16 protein-coding genes are annotated in these 20,399 nt (G+C 60.4%); 3 read left to right on the top strand and 13 right to left on the bottom strand.

Annotated features, from left to right (window positions below; genetic code table 11):
• Positions 1-438: 438 nt before the first annotated feature.
• Positions 439-1,710 carry a four-carbon acid sugar kinase family protein gene (locus P1L41_RS05080; RefSeq protein WP_276297784.1) on the top strand — a complete coding sequence of 424 codons (1,272 nt, stop codon included), beginning with the start codon at positions 439-441 and terminating at the stop codon, positions 1,708-1,710.
• On the top strand, positions 1,700-2,698 hold the full coding sequence (pdxA, locus tag P1L41_RS05075; protein ID WP_379788490.1) for a 4-hydroxythreonine-4-phosphate dehydrogenase PdxA: 999 nt from the start codon (positions 1,700-1,702) through the stop codon (positions 2,696-2,698). Before P1L41_RS05080 ends, pdxA begins: the two co-directional genes overlap by 11 nt.
• Before the next feature lie 56 nt (positions 2,699-2,754).
• Here pdxA and P1L41_RS05070 read toward each other — a convergent pair whose 3' ends face one another.
• The 9 genes from P1L41_RS05070 to P1L41_RS05030 form a co-directional block, all read right to left on the bottom strand.
• Positions 2,755-3,453 carry a cyclase family protein gene (locus P1L41_RS05070; RefSeq protein ID WP_276297782.1) on the bottom strand — a complete coding sequence of 233 codons (699 nt, stop codon included), beginning with the start codon at positions 3,451-3,453 and terminating at the stop codon, positions 2,755-2,757.
• A 136-nt stretch (positions 3,454-3,589) separates the two neighbouring features.
• Positions 3,590-4,369 (bottom strand): HTH-type transcriptional regulator GlpR, encoded by a 780-nt coding sequence (gene glpR / locus P1L41_RS05065; RefSeq protein ID WP_276297781.1) that lies wholly within the window; start codon positions 4,367-4,369, stop codon positions 3,590-3,592.
• A 75-nt stretch (positions 4,370-4,444) separates the two neighbouring features.
• Positions 4,445-5,284 (bottom strand): class I fructose-bisphosphate aldolase, encoded by an 840-nt coding sequence (locus P1L41_RS05060; protein ID WP_276297780.1) that lies wholly within the window; start codon positions 5,282-5,284, stop codon positions 4,445-4,447.
• 63 nt (positions 5,285-5,347) lie between these two features.
• Positions 5,348-6,130, bottom strand: a complete 783-nt coding sequence (locus P1L41_RS05055; protein ID WP_276297779.1) for an SDR family NAD(P)-dependent oxidoreductase — start codon at positions 6,128-6,130, stop codon at positions 5,348-5,350.
• Positions 6,131-6,857: 727 nt separating this feature from the next.
• Positions 6,858-8,450 carry a DUF3604 domain-containing protein gene (locus P1L41_RS05050; protein ID WP_276297778.1) on the bottom strand — a complete coding sequence of 531 codons (1,593 nt, stop codon included), beginning with the start codon at positions 8,448-8,450 and terminating at the stop codon, positions 6,858-6,860.
• 267 nt (positions 8,451-8,717) lie between these two features.
• Positions 8,718-9,710, bottom strand: coding sequence for a formylglycine-generating enzyme family protein (locus P1L41_RS05045; protein WP_276297777.1), 993 nt, complete (start codon positions 9,708-9,710; stop codon positions 8,718-8,720).
• A 90-nt stretch (positions 9,711-9,800) separates the two neighbouring features.
• Positions 9,801-11,318, bottom strand: a complete 1,518-nt coding sequence (locus P1L41_RS05040; RefSeq protein ID WP_276297776.1) for a sulfatase family protein — start codon at positions 11,316-11,318, stop codon at positions 9,801-9,803.
• A complete protein-coding gene (locus tag P1L41_RS05035) occupies positions 11,318-11,530 on the bottom strand; it encodes a DUF1450 domain-containing protein (RefSeq protein ID WP_276297775.1) in 213 nt (70 codons plus the stop codon). The genes P1L41_RS05040 and P1L41_RS05035 overlap by 1 nt, the downstream gene beginning before the upstream one ends.
• Positions 11,531-11,589: 59 nt before the next feature.
• Complete coding sequence (locus tag P1L41_RS05030) at positions 11,590-13,158, bottom strand: oligosaccharide flippase family protein (RefSeq protein WP_276297774.1); 1,569 nt, start codon at positions 13,156-13,158, stop codon at positions 11,590-11,592.
• Positions 13,159-13,415: 257 nt separating this feature from the next.
• Between P1L41_RS05030 and P1L41_RS05025 the strand changes: the two genes are divergently transcribed.
• Complete coding sequence (locus P1L41_RS05025) at positions 13,416-14,831, top strand: sulfatase family protein (RefSeq protein WP_276297773.1); 1,416 nt, start codon at positions 13,416-13,418, stop codon at positions 14,829-14,831.
• Between the two features lie 51 nt (positions 14,832-14,882).
• On the opposite strand, the gene P1L41_RS05020 is transcribed toward P1L41_RS05025, so the two are convergent.
• From P1L41_RS05020 to P1L41_RS05005, 4 genes are all read right to left on the bottom strand, one after another.
• A complete protein-coding gene (locus P1L41_RS05020) occupies positions 14,883-16,352 on the bottom strand; it encodes a sulfatase-like hydrolase/transferase (RefSeq protein ID WP_276297772.1) in 1,470 nt (489 codons plus the stop codon).
• A gap of 51 nt (positions 16,353-16,403) precedes the next feature.
• Complete coding sequence (locus P1L41_RS05015; RefSeq protein ID WP_276297771.1) at positions 16,404-17,399, bottom strand: aldo/keto reductase; 996 nt, start codon at positions 17,397-17,399, stop codon at positions 16,404-16,406.
• 115 nt (positions 17,400-17,514) lie between these two features.
• Positions 17,515-19,071 (bottom strand): sulfatase family protein, encoded by a 1,557-nt coding sequence (locus P1L41_RS05010; RefSeq protein WP_276297770.1) that lies wholly within the window; start codon positions 19,069-19,071, stop codon positions 17,515-17,517.
• Between the two features lie 78 nt (positions 19,072-19,149).
• A complete protein-coding gene (locus P1L41_RS05005) occupies positions 19,150-20,265 on the bottom strand; it encodes an ABC transporter ATP-binding protein (protein ID WP_276297769.1) in 1,116 nt (371 codons plus the stop codon).
• Positions 20,266-20,399 lie beyond the last annotated feature (134 nt).

Genomic DNA, 20,399 nt, shown 5'->3' with positions numbered 1-20,399 from the left:
GTATTTAGCTACGGTGTTTCGTGAGTGACCAGCCAGAAAGCCCCGGCTGGCTACGCTCCCGGGCCTCGCTGCGCGCTTCACTCACTTCGTTCGTTGCAGTGCTTGTGTCGGCCAGGTTCGCGTAGCCAGCCGCCCCTTTCAGTCCCATCCGAAGCCGGTTGGTCAGCCAGCCTGGGCGGGACTGAAAGGGGCCGCGTTCTCAGCGAACCCCGGCGATGCAAGCACTGGACTGAGCGAACATCGTGAGCGAAGGAAGCGCACAGCGAGCCGCGGGAGCTGAGAACGCGGGGGCTTTCTGATTCTCTGAATCAATAGCTGCTAAGACACTGCTGGGCGGCGCGCGTGCGAATGTTTCTTTACGGAGTCTCTCACCATACGAGCTATGAACGGGCACATGCCAGTGGAGCGGACTCGAGACTATCAGTCGAGGGAGGGGCGATGAGCCGGTGTGTCGTCGTCGCGGACGACCTGACCGGGAGCTGTGACGCCGGCCACGAGTTCGCGACGCGTGACTACGACACCAGCGTCGTGCTCGGCACCCAAACAGACGCGGAACCGCGGTCCGACGTCGCCGTGTACAACACGGAGTCGCGCTACGCGGACCCTGAAGAAGCCGCCGACCGCGTTCGGACGGTGCTCGAAGACAGCGACCCCGCCGTCGCCTACAAGAAGGTCGATTCGACCCTCCGTGGGAACGTCCGCGCGGAGGTCGACGCCGCCACGCGGGCGGTCGACCCCGCCCTCGTCGTCGTCGCGCCGGCGTTTCCGGACAACGGGCGCGTGACGGCGTGTGGCTGTCACCTCGTCGACGGCCAGCTCGTGACCGAGTCACCGCCCGGCCAGGACGAGGAACGACCGCCGACGCACGACTCGCTCCCCGAGGTCTTCGCGTCGAGCGAGTACCCGGTCGAACACGTCGGCGTCGAAACCGTCGCGAGCGGCACAGCCGCCGTCGGCGACACCTTCGAGTCGCTGGCCACGGCAGCGGACGGCCCGGTCGTCGTCACCTGCGACGCCGTCACGGACAGTCACCTCGCGACGCTCGCCACAGCGGCCGACGACCTCGACGAGCGATGTCTCTACGTCGGAAGCGGTGGGCTCGCCCGCCACATCGCCGTTCCCGGAACCCCGTCCGGCGCGGGCGTCGACGTCGACCGCTCCCGGTCGGTCGTGGGCGTCTCGGGGAGCGTCGCCCCGGAGACGCTCGCACAGGTCGTGGCGGTGGCGAGCGACCAGCGGCGACAGCTCGACCTCGAGACGGCGGTCACCGACCCATCGGAAGCGAGGGCCGACCTGGCGGCTCGCGGGCGCGAGAGCGTCGACGAACACGGCGGCGTGCTCCTCCATAGTGCCGACGACCCGAGCGACGTCGACCGGGCGCTGGCGGCCGGCGAGCGGGCGGGCGTCGACAGTGCGGCAGTTCGGCGGCGAGTCACGGACGCGCTCGCCGTCGGGGCCGCGGGCGTCGTCGGTGACGGGCGAGCGTCGAACCTCTTTCTCACCGGCGGTGAGACCGCTCGAGCGGTCTTCGACAGCCTCGACGCGACGGCGCTGCGCATGGCTGGCGAGGCCGTCGCGCCGGGCATCCCGCTCGCGACCGTCGAGGGGGGTGTCGCGGACGGGGCGGCGGTCGTCACGAAAGCCGGCGGGTTCGGCGACGAGCAAGCAATAATTAAGTCCCTCGCTCGTCTGGGTCTTCGTGATGAGTGATCGAACTCCGACCGTAGGCGTCACTATGGGTGACCCCGCGGGCATCGGCAGCGAAGTGATCGTCAAATCGTACCCGACGCTCGTCGAGTCGGCGACCGTCGTCGTCATCGGTGACGCGTCGGTCCTGGAGGACGCGGCTGACCGGTTCGCGTCCGACCTGACGGTCCGTCCCGTCGACTCGCCGCTCGACGCGGCGGGCGACCCGGACGTCCTCCCCGTCATCGACCTCGACAACGTCACCGACCACGTGTACGGTGAGCTCTCGAAGGCGAACGGCGAGGCGAGTCTCGAGTACATCGAGCGGGCCATCGAACTCGCACAGGCGGACGAGATCGACGCGATGGCCACCGCGCCCATCAACAAGCAGGCGACCAAGATGGCCGGCAGCGAGTACGCGGGCCACACGGGGATGCTCGCTGACTACACCGACACCGACGACTACTCGATGATGCTCATCGAGGACGACCTGACGGTGACACACGTCAGTACGCACATCCCGCTGCGGGAGGCCTGTGACCTCGACGTCGACGACGTCGCCTCGACCATCGCCGTCACGGACGAGGCGCTTCGGGACCTCGGCATCGACGAGCCGTCGGTGGCCGTCGCGGGACTGAACCCCCACGCGAGCGACGGCGGCCTCCTCGGCGACGAGGAAGCCGAGACCATCGAACCGGCCGTCGAGCAGGTCACCGAAACCGGCGTCGACGTGACCGGGCCGCTCCCGCCGGACACGGTGTACGTCCGGGCCGCCTCGGGCGAGTTCGACTGCGTCGTCTCGATGTACCACGACCAGGGCCACATCCCCATCAAGATGCTCGGCTTCACCGGCGACGGGGACGCCGTCTCCGGCGTCAACGTCACCATCGGCCTCCCCATCATCCGGACGAGCGTCGACCACGGCACGGCGTTCGACATCGCTGGCGAGGGCATCGCCTCCGAACAGAGCATGATCGACGCGGTGTCGACGGCCGTCAAGCTCGCACGATAGTCACGGAAGCCGTCTGTGCGTCCGACGGAGAACCGCGCGGCCGTCTTCTCGACGCGTTACACCATCGCGAAGGCACGCACCGAACAGCCGCCGGTCCCCTGAACGTTGAGCGGCGTGAAGAAGAAGTCCGCGCGCCTGCTCTCCGCGCCGTCAAGGACCTGGTCGAGGTTCCGCAGCTCCTCGATGGGGATGATGTCGTTCTCGAGCAGCGGGAGATGCGAGTCCGCGGGGTGGACGTCGGTCGAGGGGCCGTGCGCGTCGACCTCGCCGTACCAGCCGCCGACACTCGCGCCCTCGGTTCCGACTGCCTTCGGTTCGAGCGAGGCGATGTACTCCGCGGCCTCGCCGGTCAGGTAGGGGAACTCGAAGAGGTACTCCGGCGTCTGCCCGTAGTACTCGTCCCAGCCGGTGTGGAGCATGAGGACGTCGCCGGGCTGGATTTCGGCCTCGTAGGCCTCGATGTCTTCACGCGTAATCGCCTCCTCCGGCTCCTTCGGCGTCAGGTCGATGACCACGCCCTCGCCCATGAACCGGTCGATGGAGAAGTCGTCGAGCGTCTTCCCCTCGGGGATGAAGTGCGCCGGGGCGTCGATGTGTGTCGCCGTGTGACTGCGCATCTCCAGTCGCTCCATCGTGAAGCCGTCGCGCGCGGCGATCGAGGTCTGTTCGAGTTCGACGGGTGGGAAACTCGGCCAGACGGGAATCTGCTCGCGGATGGGGTTGGTCAGGTCGATGACGTCGTTCGAATCGAACATAATAGAGGCGTCAGTCCACGGAAAAATAAATATTGTGCCCCCAGGGACGAGGGTGGGAACCGGGACACCACCGACAGTCTATTGAAGGTATCGCGTCCCCGAGCGCTACCGGGGATGCGAAACGGGAGACGGTCCCTCAGTCGTGCGTCCTGGCCTCGAAGACGCCCTCGACCAGCTCCGTGTCCTCGAACAGGTCGCGATAGTCGTCGGGCACGGTCTCGTCGGTGATGAGGAGGTCGATATCGTCGATCGACCCGAAGCGGCGGAAGCTCTGCTCGCCGAACTTCTCACCGACAGTGACGACGACGGTCCGTGCCGAGTGCTCGACGACGAGCCGTTTGATCTTCGCTTCGGATTCGTTCGGGGCCGACAGCATCCCGTCGGGTTCGATGCCGTTGACGCCGATGAAGGCGAGGTCGAAGTTGGAGTTCCGGATGTAGTCCTCGGTCGTCGGTCCGACCAGCGCTTTCGTCTCTGGTCGATACTCCCCGCCGGTCATCTTCACTGTCCCGTCCGATTTCGACAGCTCGAGTAACAGCAGGGGCGAGCTCGTGACGGCGATGGTCGAGTCGTCGCCCGGGGCCGCCTTGGCGACCTGCATCGTCGTCGTCCCGGCGTCGAAGTAGACGACGTGTCCCTCGGAGATCTCCTCGACGGCGCGGTCGGCGATCGCCTGTTTGCGCTCTAAGTGCTGGATGAGCCGGCGGTTGAACGAGTGTTCGATACCGACGTTCGTCACCGGAACGACGCCCCCGTGCGTTCGCTCGACGAGGTTCCGGTCGGCGAGGTTCCGGAGGTCGCGTCTGATGGTCGACTCCGAGACGTCGAGGCGGCTCGCCAACTCCTCGACGGAGAGCCCGCCGTGTTTCGTGACTAGCTCGGTGATGGACCGACGACGCGTCTCCGGCGTCGTCACGGGACGCCACCCCAGGGCTCGTTCGTCCGGCAGGCCGGTGCGGCTGGCATGCTACCCGGTAACGGCGAGGCCTACTTAGTCTTCTCGCCCGCTCGCGACGGCCTGTGGCTCTTGTTCGTCCCAGACCTCTTCGACCGAAGCGCCCTCGTGGACGATCTCGTTGAGCGCGGCGACCGTCTTCTCCGGGTCCTCGGACTTCCAGATGGTGCGGCCGATCATCAGGCCGCGTGCGCCGGAGTCCATGGCACCCTCGACGGATTCGAGCATCGCCCGGGTGGTTCCGGTGGCCGGACCGCCCAGAATCATCACGGGGACCGGGGAATTCTCGACGAGCGGCTCGAACGTCTCGACGCTACCCGTGTAGGGCGCCTTGAGGATGTCCGCGCCGAACTCCCAGCCCATCCGCATCGCGTCTTCGACGAAGTCGACGTCCGTCTCCAGCTGCTCCGGAACGCGTCGACCCCACATGACCGGCTCGACGACCAGCGGGATGCCGGTGCCACGCAGGTCTTCGGCGAGCTCGGCGATGTACTCGACGTTCCGGCGGAACACCTCGGTGTCGTCGCGGCCGAACACGAGGACGGTCTTGACGCCGACGGGGTCGAGTTCCGCGAGGAACTCCGCGTCGAACGCCGGCGTCCAGAGGTCCTTGTCGTGGTCCCGACCGGGGCTGGTCGACCACGTCACGACGTCGGCGGTGACGACGATGTCGACGTCGGCCTCCTCGAAGCGGTCCTGGTAGTGACGGGCCATGTGCGGTCCGACGAGGACGCCGTCCGGCTCTCCCGCCAGGACCTTGTCGATGGTCTCTACCGGGTTCTTGAACCCGTCCGGTGCACCGAGGCTGAGTCCGTGGTCGAGCGCTACGACGACTGCGTTACCCGACGGTGTGTCGAGAAGCTGTTGCGTGCTCATTGGTTCCGGTTAATCTGTCTGAATCCACATACAAAACAGTTTCTCATGACGGCCGCCGGGGGCTCAGATCGTTAGCCAGCCGCCGTCGACCATCAGCACCTCGCCGGTCACGTAGTCGGCGTCGTCGCTGGCGAGATAGAGCGCGGCCCCGGCGATATCGTCCGGAGTCCCCGCCCGCCCCGCTGGCACCGGCTTGATGAGGCCGTCGGTCGACGCCTTCTCCGGTGCCTCCTCCGACCAGCCGTCGATGAACTCGGTCGCGATCTGTCCGGGACCGATGGCGTTGACCCGGATGTCGTGGTCCGCAAGTTCCAGGGCTGCTCCGCGGGTTATCATCTTCACCGCCGCCTTCGTCGAGTCGTACTGAATCTGGTCCCGCTGGGCGACAAAGGAGCTTATCGAGGCCATGTTGACGATGGACCCCTCCACCCCGCGGTCGATCATGTCCTCGGCCGCGGCCTGACAGCCGAAGAACACGCCCTTCGCGTTGACCTCGTGGATCTGCTCGAACTCCTCCTCGCTGATGTCGAAGAGGCTCCCGCCGATGAACAGGCCCGCGTTGTTCACCATCACGTCGACGCCGCCGTACTCCCGGGCCTTCTCGACGACCGCGCGAATGTCGTCGGCGTCCGAGACGTCCGTCTGGACGAACTCGGCCGTGCCGCCCTGGTCACGGATGTACTCGGCCGTCGGGACATCTGCGTCCTTCGGCTCCGACTCGATGTCCGCGATGAGCACGGTAGCCCCCGCCTCCGCGAACCGAATGGCGATTGCTCGTCCGATACCTGAGGTCGCGCCTGTGACCACGACGGTGTCCCCGTCGAAGTCTGAGCTGTAGTCCGGCATCGTTACATGCTCCATCAGGATGGAGGTTAAACATTTGGGAGAACGCCAGCGCTGAGTGCCCCTGCGTCTCGGCTCCCGCACGGGTTCTTATTTCTCCCCGAGTTGTATAAATTCTCTATCTAAATGGGTAGAATAAATATCGTTCGAGTGTCCTGGTAACACGTGTCAACCATTGGATTAGCGGCATCTACCGACTTACTCAGCGACAGGTCCCGGAGGTTGTAGAAGTTTTTGACTGTTTTTATTCTAAATTAATGAAGACTGTGCAGAATTATGTACACCTGTCGCCGCCAGTCAGCCCTGGTCCAGTCGAAACAGAACAGACGCTCCCGTAGGACCACGCTCGAAGTGGTCGACGGGGTGTGGCGTTCTCCGTCACATATCCTAACAAGCGTACGGCCGTTATTTCGTACGACAGTCGCCAACTAAGTGGACGGTCGGGTTCCGTGGCTCCAGCTCTATCTTTGGAGATAGGGATAAATCGGTGCAGACTGACAGATTAATTTCGTATTTCAATCCAGAAAGGTGTATTAAGAATTCGAATATCTCAACTCGTTCTCATATTCTGTTATCTACTCGTTGGTATCGACATTTACTCGTCAAATTCGCAAGTCTATCTTATAGACCGTGGATGATATCGGAAGCACAGCCAGGATTCAGTTTGAGTTCATCGATCGTGAGTGGGTATACGAGAGAACGACAGACTGCCAGAGATTCGTGAGTCGGATTACGTTTCGATCCAGATGGGGGAAGACCAGGCTCGCTGATTGTCGGTCTGAACAACCCGCAAATAGTAATGACTGCCATCATCGCCAACCGGGAGGTCTTCGAACACAACGCTTGCCCGGCACGCAGAGCGGGGGTTCGACCGGTGAATACGCACCTTGCGAGCATTATGATAGATAACGTCCTCATTCTTGATCTCCTCTGGGGAGAGGCCGAACTCGGTCTCGAACCTCTCCCATGATTCGTCGACGAATGGAAAGAGGTGTGTGCGCTCAATGAGTGAAGTGTGCGTAACTTCGAGGGCGTTATGACCATCCAGGTCAACGACCAGATCTGTGTTAGGCCCTCCACTGTACTCCACAACGAGTCCCTGGCGGTACGACCTGGCTTGCTCTTCCGGAAGGAACCCCTCGCGTTCGGCATCCCGAGATGTGACAAGGTCAAAGTGACAGACATCGCCACGATGCTCGAATGACTGTCCGAAACCTACGAACCTGGGCCAAACGCGCCGAATCGTCCCGTTTTTAGCCCGCAACGTCCCGGTCCACTCGTGGGTCAGGTCCTCGAAATCGCCGTATGCCAACGACGGCCCCCACCCGAACTCTACGGCCGTCCGAAACGTTCCGTCATTGGACGGATTTTCCGCTGTGGAGTGGGTGTAGGTTCGCTCAACGTCGCCGTTGCGGACGAGTTCGACGCGAGTCAGCGGCCGTGGACAGTCGACGCTGACGTGTGCCGAGGGGGCAACGGCCCCGTCAAGTGTCGATCCGATAGGCTTCCCGTCGATGTCCCACCACAGTGCGATACGATCGCCGGTCACCCCGTATGTCCGGCGCTCATGTATTGCGTCCCAGATGGCGTCACGAGTCAGGTCCGTCGCCCAGACGCCAGCGAGACCTTTGTTCCACGTGCCCGGAAGCCCCGGGCCATCGTTCGAAGCGACAACTCCCACATGTCGGCCGCGATCGAGAGCCTCTTGGTAGGTTCCGCCGCTGGTTCGTGGGCCCATATCGACGTTGTCATTCATTGGGACCGGTGTTTCGATTCCCTCACTAGAGCCATGACTGGAGTAGATTTCGGCGACGGGTGACAGCGACGAGTCGTGCACGTCCCAGTCCTTGCCCCGTTCGCCGACCAGATAGCCGGTGTGGTGAGGTATGACGAACGCATCTCGGTCACACATATTCTCGTACAATTGCGGGAGGTCCCACTCGTCGTCGAGTGGTTGCCCCTCGTCGCGGTAGATGATATGGTGATCGCCCCACTGGCGACGATTTCCGTTCCACTCGTAAGCGGGAAACGTGACGAACTCGCCGGTGTCGAGACACTCTGCGGAGGTTGCCTGGATTCGTTCCCACCATTCGTGTACCCCAGAAACGTTCTGGACAGATTCCTCGCGAACTCCCCCTTCTCGTCCCTTCCGATACCACTTGAACGGATAACAAAAGACAGAGACGAAATCGAGATGTTCGCGGGCGTGCTCAACCACCTGCTTGAGCCGGGTGACCTCGGCACCCGGTCCAGTCATGTGTTTGTGGAGGTCTCCCCAGTATAACTTGTAGTTATTCGGTGGTGAAAATTCTCTATCCGTCATGCAGTAACATATCCAAACTGGAATGAAAGATGTTCCGGTCACACCGTTGTAGTCCGGTGAAACCGGCAAAAGCGACCGAACTACGGAGATTACGTTAGTTCCGACCGACGATTTGAGCTGAGTTGACAGGGGCGATACGGGTGAATTTGACAGCCAATACGCGGACTGCCCACAACCGCAAGCAATAGTCACATCAAGGGTAGCAACCAGAGGATGCAATCAGTCACGGGGTTGAGGAAGGCATTTTGCATCCACAGACCGACCGTCTCACTCGGAGGCGGGGACAACACAGCGAAATCCGATATTGCTGGTGGAGCTGTCCGGCGTGTTCTTCGAACGGGCGGCCACTCGATACCGATTGCACCACGACCGATGGCACAAATGGGAACCGCCTCGCATCACACGCGCCTCGCCCGTCGGTGGGCCCGTCGGGTTATCAGCGTTATACTCGCCGGTCGTATGATACGTCGGGCTGAACCAATCATGACACCACTCCCAGACATTGCCCGCGACGTTATACAGTCCGTAGTCGTTTGGCTCATATGCATTGACCGGCGCTGTCGCCATGTGACCGTCCTCCCCAGTATTGTGCTCGGGGAACTCACCCTGCCAGATGTTGCATCGATGATCTCCCTCAGGCTTCAATTCGTCACCCCAGGGAAATCGACAGCCTTCGAGACCACCACGGGCGGCACATTCCCACTCAGCCTCCGTCGGTAAGCGTTTCTCTGCCCACTCGGCGTAGGCTGTGGCATCCCGCCAGGAGATATGCGTGACCGGATGATCCAGTAGGTTTGCTTCGATGATACTGGAGCCAGGACCGTACGGCCGGAACCAGTTCGCACCGTTGACGGCCACCCACCACGGTGCCGCATCGACATTACTGATGACATGTTCGGAGCCTTCCTCGGTAAGGTGGTTCTGGAAGACGAACGACCAGCCGTATCGCTCCGCGTCGGTCGTGTAGTCCGTCTCACGAACGAACTCGAGATACTGGGCGTTTGTTACTGCGTACTTATCCATATAGAAGGGGTCGACGGTCACCTCCCGGGCCGGACCCTCGCCGTCCTGGGGGAATCCGACATCGGAGTCTGTTCCCATAATAAAGGGGCCGCCATCGATACGGACCATGGCCGTCGTCCGGCCATCCTCGGGCGCTGCAGGGGCCGTCGAGTCAGTACCGTTGTGTTCAGGTCGGCCAGCCGACGCTGCATCGTCGCTCCGGGTAGCGGCACAACAGGCAGGATCTTTGTCGGCCATATCAACGATTCCATCGAGTGGGCAATGAACGTTACGCCGATCCGGAGACTCGCCAAGGCAGTGGGTTACGCGCTTCACACGGCCGTTCGTTCACAGGCCAAGGCGAGTCCACTGTGAGTCGGGGGCATCGTACGCCGCCAGCCTGTCGTTGAGTAGAGAGCGCAGCCTAGCAACGGATTCGCTGTCGTCATCAACCAGATTGTTCGTCTGGCCAGGATCTGTCTCGGTGTCGTAGAGTCGTTCGTCGCGGTGCTGGAACCACCCATCAGCCGGGTACCGCCACACTGAGGACGAGGTGTAAGGGAGATACTCCCCGGCATCGACCCCAGATCGCGCTGTCGGCGGCGTGAACCACGAGTGGGGGTTCTGCATCATCGTCGAGTGATACATCGCCTCGGAATCGGACTCGGGGGGGCGATGATACGTATACTCACCGTCAGTGACGTTGACAGACGTTCCCCAGTAGCCATAGAGGACACTATCCCGGTGGTCCGTTTCCATCCCTCTGATCAGGGGCATGAGCGACTGACTGTGTGTCCCGGAAGGCGCGTCAATCCCCATGGCCTCCAGCATTGTTGCATAGAGGTCAACGGCAGAGGTAAGAGCCGAGACCCGCTTCTCGGTGGCCCCTGGATGCCAGACCATAAGAGGTGTGTGAGCAATGACATCATAGACGGTGAAGTCGTTCTTACCAATCCAACCGTGGTCGCCGAGTGCGAACCCATGATCGGAGGTGACGATGACCATCGTCTCATCCCACAGCCCCGTCTCGTCGAGCGTATCGAGCACACGTCCAAACCATCGGTCGACCATCGTCACGCTCCCAGCAAACTGCGAACGGACGAAGTCCAGCTCACGGTCAGTCAGTTCGCTCTGGCCCTTGTTGACCGGCCCATAGTACGGCCACACGGGGAGGTCCGGGTCGGTTGGATCCTCGTCAGTATACATCGAGGCGTAAGGCTCAGGCACATCGAAGGGCTCGTGGACATCGAAACTGTCGGCATAGCAAAACCACTGATCCCAGTTCTGGTTTTCCCGAATCCACTCCGCAGTCCGCGAGAACACCTTTGGGGCGAAATAATCAGCCTCTTGTTCGAAGTCGACCGCATTACGTGCATAGGCGCTCCGGTTGAGGTATTGGGTCGATTCAGGTGGGTCAGCATCTCTGTTGAGCAACTGGTCGAGGAAATCCTCATCGGGTACCCTTGGGCTGGTCTGCCAAGCATCGTATTCGTTCCCTCGCACGAACTCGAAGCCGTTGAAGTCCTCGTAATATCCGCTGCTCCCGTGCTGGAAGTAGTGAAAGTGGTCTGTGACCAGCTGGGTGAGGATGCCCTCATCCCGGGAGAGTTTAGCAATCGGATCGTCGAACGGCTCCATAGGTCCCCACGACCGCCAGAGGAACTCCTTGACACCAGCGAGCCATTCGCGGCGGGCTGGCATACACGGGAGGCTCCCAGCATAGTGGGAATTAAAAACCGTTGCCCGTTCTGCAAACTGGTCCAAGTTGTCTGTCTCGACATCGTAATCCACTACATCCGGCCGATCGCTGTAGGCTCCCAGGAAATCCCGTCTAAGGCTATCGATAGAAATCAGCAGGACGTTCATCAGTCTCCCTCCGAGCCGACGAGGTCAGCGAGTACTGCTGAGAGTTCTGTCCCTGAAACCGGCCGCCCATCTACAACAGCGAACTGTCTGTCCCGACAGATACCACACTGTTCCAGACACCGACGTTCACAGATATCGAGCTCATCAACATCGATGTCGCTTATTACCGCGGACTCACGACTACTAAGACAGTACTCGACTGTCGATGGCATGATATACGTGTTGTTGTAGTCCAATATAAAGACTGGGTCGAGCAGGCTCGTTCTACGCGTTACTGGGTTACTCGTCGAATCATCGTAAGTGTACGAGACAGCAGAATGTCGTCTTCAGGAGAGATGCTGCTGGTGAGTGGGAAACTTGCGAGGAGGATGACGGCGGTCGCGGTGAAAACACAGAGTAACATCGCCCAGGAGACAGTTCCGAGAACGAGCGAAAGACAGCCCGCTGCCGCCGTGGTCAGAAATAGGGGCCAGTAAATTGCACTCCGAAGGGCATGGATGCGCCCCCTTCGGTAAAGCATGGCAAGCCGTAGGAGATTGCGGAGGACAACAGCGATGGCGGTGGCGATGGCGGCACCGATCAGGTCATACTCAGGAATCAGCGCGATATTCAATCCGAAATTAACAATCGCAGAGACGAGATTGATGCCCATAACCACACGAGTGTGCCCCATAGCGATGAGAGTCGCCCCTGTCGGCCCGAGGAGGTTTCCAGCACAGAATGCGACTGCGAGCAATTGCAGAGCAGGGGCTGCGACGGTGAATGTGGACCCGAACACCACGCGGAGAGTGCTTGCCGGAAAGAACAGAAAGAGCAGTACGAGGGGGACTGTGGCCGAGGCGAACCATTTAGTCAGCACGAAGTATACGCGCCTGATGGCATTGAGATTGTCCCTGGCATACATGCCAGACACAAGCGGAATGTACATGAATATCATCCCCTGCCAGACAATCGGGATGATGCGCACTAACGGTCGAACACCGTCGTAGAGCCCGACCGCACGCGACGTAGAAAAGTACCCGAGCATCAGGATGTCCATCCAGGTCATCAGTTGCAACAACAGCGTCGCAACCATCAACGGGGCCGAGAATCTAATCAGTGACACCGGGACCGCCATCTGACTGAGTCGATCTACGACATCGTCCCTAAACCGGCCCGGATTGTCACGATACAAATAGCCAAAGTAGAGAGCTACAGTAAGACCGAGAGACAGCGGGAGCATCTGTATCGCTGCCAGATGGTCCAACTCCACACTGACGACCACCACTAAGAGGGCGAGAAACGAGCCGTTCCGTAGTAGCCCTTGGAAGAGCACCCGCTCCCTCGGCTTGCTGTAGCCTCGAAATACTGCTGAGATAACGCGAATCACCGTAAACAGAGGGATTGCAAGGGCAACGAGTGCGAGTGGGCGGGCATATCCGCTGTCACCGAACACGTGAACCGAAATGTCGCGGTTGAACTGGAGGAGCACGGCACCAGTCGCGACGGCGACAGAACCACCTAAGACCAGTGCCCAGAGAGTCAGAGTTCCAGCGTCCCCGGCTTGCCGGGTGCTATCTCGCCGACGGTCGCTGTTGTCACCGCCGCTCTCGTCATCGGCCTCGACAAATGCTATCTGTCTCGGTAAACCGTTCTGAAGCCCCAAGCAGGCGGCTAGCGAGAAAATAAGGAGAATAGCGAAACTCAGCGAGAAGATACCGTACTCTCCGGGGCTGTAGGTCCGGGCGAACACAGATCGGGCGACCACGTTGATTCCAACACTCAGAAGGGTGCCAACGGCGACGAGAACTGCCCCGCCGAGTATGCCCTCGAGTTCGTCCCGGACGTGGTCCTCCGACATTATGATCGAGTGGTGAAATGTCTCCGCTGACCAACGCTGCGGCTGTCTAAAGTCGGTAGTAGACGAGTTGCTATACGCATCCGTTTTTTAACGACAGCGACGATGGATACAAATCTTATGGAAACCCCACATGGCAGACCTGTCTCTTTTAGAGCGGAGACGCGATGGGACCAGCTCCATCGAGAGACAGTGGCGACATGAGTCGCGGGTGGTGACCGAACACAATTATTTACCATGGCGCAGCGAACGTCTCTGCTGTGTCATCCATCGAGAACGTACTGTTGATCCTCTCGGACGAGCACCGCCCGGACGCTCTCGGTTGTGCCGGCCATCCACACGTCGAGACGCCGAATCTCGACGCACTGGCCGCCGAGGGGACACGCTTCACGGACGCGTACTGTTCGAGCCCACTCTGTGTTCCTTCGAGGGCGAGTTTCGCCACCGGCCGGTATGTCCACGAGATTGGGGCTTGGGACAATGCCGCACCCTATGATGGGGCTCCCTCTTCATGGGGACATCACCTCACCGAACACGGTGTCCAGCATGCAACCGTCGGCAAACTGCATTTCGAACCCGATGTCGACGACGGATTCGACGACCAGTACCTTACTGAACACATGGAAACGCTGGACACGTTCGGTCTCTATCGTGACCCGCCGGGGGTCAGGCCAAACGGCCGGAACCGCATTGAGCGAGCTGGGCCGGTCCCTGATGGGCAGGCCTGGTACAACACCAACGGCGCCAACGAGGTGTGTGATCAAAACCGCTTCGAGCGGGCCGTAGAGTGGATCGAGGACCGCAGTAAGAGCGAGGAGCCATGGCTGCTCTCGGTCAACTCTCTCATACCTCACTTCCCGCTCGAGGTAGAGCAGTCATATTACGACCGGTATCCTCCCGAGGAGATGGATCTTCCTGTCGACTACCCGCCCTCGGACGATCATCCGGTACTCAATCAACTCCGCGAGCACTTCGATGGTTTGGACCTCCGCAAGGAGACGCTTCGTCGGACCCGGAGTGCATACTTCGGGCTAATCACAGCACTGGACGATTACATCGGCGACCTACTCGATGCGCTGGAGCGGACAGGGCAGGCCGACGAGACGCTGGTGGTATACACCAGCGACCACGGGGAGGTGCTGGGGGACCACGGTCTCTGGTGGAAGTGCAACATGTACGAGCAGTCGGTCGGTGTCCCACTGGTTATGCGCGGACCCGGCATAGAACGCGGGCAGACCGTTGAGGGGCCTGTCTCTCTGCTTGACGTGGTGCCGACAATGACCGACGCACTAGACGTACCGGCCGATCCAGCTTGGCAGGGGCGATCCCTGCTCCCTATTGCCACTGGAAGGGGAGAGCAGGACCCGAGCCGAACTGTGTTCAGCGAATATCACGCTCACGGGACCAGTCACGGTATCTATATGATTCGACGGGGCTCACACAAGTACGTCCACTACGTCGACGGCCCCGACCAGTTGTTCGACCTGGAGACCGATCCCGATGAGTTGACGAACCGTGCCGGGGCCCCCAAATACCAGGATATCGGGACATCCTTGAAAGCTGAACTCCGAGAGATTGTCGATCCCGAGGCGGTCGACGAGCGAGCGCGGCGGAACCAGCGCCGACGGCGTAACGAGCTCGGGATTGACGGCCCATCGAACGTCGACCCACGGTAAGCGCAGGGATATACCTGACCGGCCAGACAATCCACTCCAGAAGTGTTTTCGTCACCCCTCGTCGTCCGCAGTCGGATAGTACATCGGCGTCAGCGCTGGGTAGAGCCATTCGTCCTCGGGCAGTTCCGGATCGCCGCGGTCGCGGAGAATCTCTGAAAGTTTGGCATTGAGATGGTCTTCCACAGCAACGTACTCGGGATCGGAGCAACGATTGGTGAGCTCGTTGGGGTCGCGGTCGAGATCGTAGAGTTCGCTCGTATCTCCTGCGTTCATGACGTACTTGTAGCGGTCCGTGCGCAACATGCGCTGTTCGTAGGGGAAGTTCAGTCCGTGGAACTCAGCGACGATGTGGTCGCGCCAGTCGTCCGAATCGTGTCCGAGAGTGAGGAGGCTCCGGCCCTCGTAGACGTCGGGAATATCGACACCGGCGAGGTCGACGAACGTCGGGGCGAGGTCTAACAGCGAGGCGAAGGCCGACGTCGACTCGTCATCGATGCCGAGACCGCGGGTGATGAACGGGACATTGTAGATGTCCTCGTACATCAAGGGCCCTTTGTCGAGATTCTTGTGGGCCGTTACGAACGACCCGTGATCAGCCGTGAAGAGGACTGCCGTGTCCTGGTCCACGCCCTCTCGTTCGAGAGCGTCCAGTATGCGCCCGACCTGGTCGTCGATGAATGTCACATAGCCCCAGTAAATAGCGATGATTTTTCGCCACTGTCTGACCGACAGGTTCTCGAGGTCAGTCTTGCGATAGCGCTGACGCTGGACCGTAGGCTTGTTCTCGAAGCGCTCTTTGACCGCTGATTCTGGGAGGTGGACATCTTCGGGGTCATACATCTCGAAGTACCGCTCGGGAATGAAGTACGGTCGATGGGGACCGAAGAAATGACTCCCGACGTAAAAGGGCGTCTGGGGGTATTCGTCGCCGTAAGATTCGATGCGCTCGATGGTCCGTTCGGCGATGAAGTACGTGAAGGAAGCATCGACAGGCCGCTCGTCGATGCCACCAATGACGTATTCGGCGTCGGCGGATGGATACTGGTCCACGACGTCCTCAGACCAACGCTCGAACCCGTGCTCGTCCAAGTAGGACACGTAGTCGTCATGCTCCATCGGGTGCATGAACCCGGGGTAATGCTCGCCGTCGAAGCCGAACTCTCGCGGGTGTTTTCCGACGTGCCACTTCCCGTCGAGGCCGACGTTGTACCCTTCTTCACGGAGCAGTTGCGGGTAGCAGGGATACTCCTCGTTGATCGTCGTCCCCGAACGAATGTTGCGGGTAACCCCGTGTGTCGTCGGGGATACGCCGGTCACGATTGAGGCGCGGGCGGGCGAGCAGATCGCCGTTGGGGTGTACGCGCGGTCGAAGCGAGTCCCCTCGGCGGCCAGTGCGTCGAGATTCGGCGTCTCAACGATGTCGTTGCCGTACGCGCCGATACTGTCCTGACGTTGCTGGTCGGTGACGATACAGAGGATGTTGCTAGGGGGGCCGTCCCCAGGCTCGTCACTAGGTGACATACAGGCACACTCACGAGGGGGTCCGATAAGTAGCTGTGGTCGGCCCCGTTCTCAGTATGGGGGTGAGACTTCGACAGTCTCGTACGGCTCCTCGAGGTACTCGACATCACTCGTCGAAAGGTCGATGTCGAGGGCTGCCACGGCCTCTCGCAGGTGTTCAACGCTCGTCGTGCCGATGATAGGTGCGTCAACGTACTCATTGTGATTTAGCCAAGCGATGGCGATCTGCGCCATCGACGCGTCGTACTCGTCTGCGAGCTCTTCGACCCGAGCATTGATCTCCGGCCCCCCACCCTCGCGATAAGGATGTTCGTACATACTCGTGCCGCCAGCCTGAGTTTTCTCCGACTCGCCACGGACTGTTTCGTCGATTCGCTCGTCCGGGCGCGTCAGATACCCCCGCGCCAGTGGGCTCCACGGGATGACAGCCACGTCCTCACGCGCACAGAGAGGCAACATCTCGCGCTCTTCCTCGCGGTAGACCAAGTTGTAGTGGTTCTGCATCGTCCGGAACCGCTCTAAGCCCAATCGCTCACTTTCCGTGAGCAGGTCTTCGAACTGGTGGGCCCACATCGAACTCGCGCCGGGATATCGAATGTCGCCGCGTCGAACGGCATCGTCGAGTGTCCGGAGGATGTCTTCGACCGCGACGGTGTCATCGAGGCGGTGAATCTGATAGAGATCGATGGTATCGAGGCCAAGACGGTCTAAACTCCCTTGCAACTGGATGTCAATGGCCTTCCGAGACAGGCCGACACCGTTGGGGTTGTTGGTCCCCGAACCAAAGTGTCCCTTCGTCGCGACGACGAACTCCTCGTGGTCATGTCCCTCTAGGGCTGTTCCGAGCACGCGCTCGCTCTCGCCGTTCGAGTAGACATTGGCGGTGTCGAAGAAGTTGACGCCCAGATCGATGGCCTCCTCTATGATCGCAACGCTCTCGTCCTCGTCAAGGACCCAATCGCGCCACGAACTCGTCCCGAAGCCCATGCAACCCAGACAGACTTTACTAACTGTTACGCCCGTATCGCCGAGTGTCGTGTACTCCATCTGCGTGAGGGATATCGAAACTCCAGCAATTAAATTTTGGCACCCATTCACAAGAGGTGTGAGCACAGTACGGTAGATTGGGGCGGCTACAGACAGGCCCGGTGTGCAAGAGGGGTTACGGTTCGAGGTCTAGCCTCTCGTACTGCCAGCCTGGGGCCTCCAGCACCGCCATTGCGTCTGTGAGCAACGAACGCATTTGACCAGCCAATTCTGGACGCTCGTTGGCGAGGTTGTGGTCCTGGTTCGGGTCCGCGTCAGTGTCGAACAGGAGTGGGTCCTCATGCCTGCTGTGCGAGGGGCCGGGGTACTGCCATACAGGGCTGTCGGTGTAGGGCAGCGAGGACGACTCGGCGTCAGTGTGGGGTTCGGGTGTTTCCATCCATTCGACAGTGTTCATCATTCCAGCCGAATAACACTGGGAATTCATCGACTCGTCACAGGGGTGATGGTACGTGTACTGGCCGTCTGTGATGTTGATAGAGGACCCCCAGTAGCCATAGACGGCCCAGTCACGGTGCTCGTCGCTCTCCCCAGTGAGATACGGGACGAGACTCTTACTGTGTCGGTGTGAAACGTTTTCGATTCCCATCGCGTCCAGAACAGTCCCATACACGTCGACCGCGGCGGTGACCTCTTCGACCCGTTCACCCGCGCGAGGACTGTCTGGGTGCCACACCATAAGTGGGGTGTGGGCCAGCACGTCGTATAGGGGGGCGGGTGGTTTGCCGACCCAACCGTGGTCGCCGAGATAGTGACCGTGATCGGACGTGACAATGACCATCGTCTCGTCCCACAGCCCCGCCTCGTCGAGCGTATCGAGCACACGCCCGAACCACCGGTCAACCATGGTGGTCTTGCCGGCGAACTGGGAGCGAACGAACTCCTGTTCCCGTTCCGATAGTTCGGAGTCGCCTGATTCGGTCGGCCCCGCCCCACCGTCGCCACTGCTACCGTCGACCGGACCGTAGTCGGGCCAGAACGTCAGCTCAGGATCGGTGGGGTCCTCGTCGGTGTACATCGACGCGTATGGCTCGGGGAGATGGAACGGTTCGTGCACGTCGAAACTATCCACGTAACAGAACCACTGCCCCCATTCTTGATTAGCCGCAAGCCACTCGGCCGTTCGGGAAAACACCTTCGGCGCGAAGAAGTCTTCTTCGTCCTCGAAGTCGGCGACATTCCGCGCGTAGTTGGTATTATTTTTCTTCTTGCCGTTGTAGGGGTCGTCGTCGCCCTTAAGTTGCCTGAGGAAGTCCGGGTCGAGGTCGTAAGGTGTCGTTTTCCAGGCATCGGTTTCGTGACCGCGAATTTGCTCGTAGGCCCTGAAATCCTCGTGATACCCCCGAGCACCGTGCTCAAAGAGGTGGTAATGGTCGGTGATAAGCTTCGAGATTGTGTCGTAGCCGTTTATTGCCGAGGGGAGCGTTTCGTCGAACGGTTCGATCGGCCCCCAGGGCCGCCAGAGAAACTCCTGGGTTCCAGTCAACCACTCTCGGCGGGCGGGCATGCACGGAAGACTCCCTGCGTAATGCGAGTCAAAGACCGTCGCCCGCTCTGCAAAGCGGTCCAGGTTGTCTGTCTCGACGTCGATACTAAACGATTCGTCGTATGCGCCGAGACAGTCCACGCGGAGACTGTCCATCGACACGAGAAGTACGTTGAGGTCGCTCATGTGGGTCTATGTAGTTGATGTTCAACCAGTAGTGGTTCCGAAGGCGATATCGATCCCAGACCGGCAACAGGCTACCATTCAGACGTTCCGGTTCAGACGTTGTGCACCCTCTTCCTTTATATTTCGGTGCTTGAACGTCTCGCCGTTTTCGTCGAACAGGTAGACCTGTTCGATGGGAAAGTCAATGCCGATATCCTCACCCTCAGACGGGAAGATGCTTTCCCCGACTCGGGCGACGATGTCCTGTCCCATGAACTTCAGGTGGAGGAGGTTTTCGTCGCCGAGACGTTCGACGACGGTCACTTTCGCTGTGGTGAGTCCCTCATCCGGATCGATGGAGGCAGCGATATCTTCGGGCCGGATACCGAACCGGATCTTCTCACCGTCGCGACGGTCACTTACGTCGTCGAGCGAGAGAATGAACTCGTCGGTCTGTACCGTCCCGCCCTCGACGGTAGCGTCGAAGACGTTCATACTCGGTGACCCGATGAACTGCGCGACGAACTCGTTCTCGGGCTGGTTGTACACTTCCGAGGGGGTTCCGACCTGCTGTACGTGACCATCGTCGAGAATGGCGATTCGGTCACCCATTGTCATCGCCTCCGTTTGGTCGTGCGTGACGTATATCATCGTCACGTCGAGTTGGTCCTGGAGGCGCTGGAGTTCGGCCCGCATCTGAGTCCGAAGTTTCGCGTCCAGGTTCGAGAGTGGCTCGTCGAGCAGTGATACCTCGGGGTCCCGGACGATTGCACGACCAAGCGCGACCCGCTGTTGTTGCCCTCCGGATAGCTGGTCCGGCTTCTGGTCGAGAAGATCGGAAATTCCGAGGAGTTCTGCTGCTTCTTCGACTTTCTGCCGTTGTTCCTCCTTAGTGAGATCGGTAGAGTACTTCAGGCCAAACATCATGTTCCCACGGACAGTCTTGTGGGGGTACAGGGCGTAGTCCTGAAACACCATCGCGAGGTCCCGTTCCTGGGGTGGTACCTCATTCATTACCTCACCATCGATCAGGACTTGCCCACCCGTGGGCTTTTGCAGACCCGCGATCATCTCCAAGGTCGTCGTCTTCCCACAACCGGAGGGACCGACGAGAATCAGGAACTCGCCATCTTGGATACTGAGGTTTACGTCTTCCGCGCCAATCACGCCATCGGCATACTGTTTCGTTGCATCCTTCAGAGTAACGTCAGCCATGATAGCTCCTCCCCGCAGAATTATTGCTATTCATTGTGGGAATTCTGTAGGAATTTTCTAATTGATGATTATTAAATGTTCTGGTTAGGCAGGCGTCCTTGGACGCTAAGGGGACGATAAAGCGCTCAGCGGAC

Source organism: Haloarcula ordinaria, assembly GCF_029338275.1.
Taxonomy (GTDB): Archaea; Halobacteriota; Halobacteria; order Halobacteriales; family Haloarculaceae; genus Haloarcula; species Haloarcula ordinaria.
The sequence above is the reverse complement of the archived record's forward strand: the minus strand, read 5'-3'. Positions and strand labels throughout refer to the sequence as shown.

Coding starts and splice junctions, on each gene's coding strand:
- P1L41_RS05055 (WP_276297779.1), bottom strand. CDS start 6,130: ATGCCGGACTACAGCTCAGACTTCGACGGGGACACCGTCGTGGTCACA.
- P1L41_RS05035 (WP_276297775.1), bottom strand. CDS start 11,530: ATGCCATCGACAGTCGAGTACTGTCTTAGTAGTCGTGAGTCCGCGGTA.
- P1L41_RS05030 (WP_276297774.1), bottom strand. CDS start 13,158: ATGTCGGAGGACCACGTCCGGGACGAACTCGAGGGCATACTCGGCGGG.
- P1L41_RS05060 (WP_276297780.1), bottom strand. CDS start 5,284: ATGAGCACGCAACAGCTTCTCGACACACCGTCGGGTAACGCAGTCGTC.
- P1L41_RS05050 (WP_276297778.1), bottom strand. CDS start 8,450: ATGACGGATAGAGAATTTTCACCACCGAATAACTACAAGTTATACTGG.
- P1L41_RS05045 (WP_276297777.1), bottom strand. CDS start 9,710: ATGGCCGACAAAGATCCTGCCTGTTGTGCCGCTACCCGGAGCGACGAT.
- P1L41_RS05080 (WP_276297784.1), top strand. CDS start 439: ATGAGCCGGTGTGTCGTCGTCGCGGACGACCTGACCGGGAGCTGTGAC.
- P1L41_RS05005 (WP_276297769.1), bottom strand. CDS start 20,265: ATGGCTGACGTTACTCTGAAGGATGCAACGAAACAGTATGCCGATGGC.
- P1L41_RS05020 (WP_276297772.1), bottom strand. CDS start 16,352: ATGTCACCTAGTGACGAGCCTGGGGACGGCCCCCCTAGCAACATCCTC.
- P1L41_RS05040 (WP_276297776.1), bottom strand. CDS start 11,318: ATGAACGTCCTGCTGATTTCTATCGATAGCCTTAGACGGGATTTCCTG.
- P1L41_RS05010 (WP_276297770.1), bottom strand. CDS start 19,071: ATGAGCGACCTCAACGTACTTCTCGTGTCGATGGACAGTCTCCGCGTG.
- P1L41_RS05015 (WP_276297771.1), bottom strand. CDS start 17,399: ATGGAGTACACGACACTCGGCGATACGGGCGTAACAGTTAGTAAAGTC.
- P1L41_RS05070 (WP_276297782.1), bottom strand. CDS start 3,453: ATGTTCGATTCGAACGACGTCATCGACCTGACCAACCCCATCCGCGAG.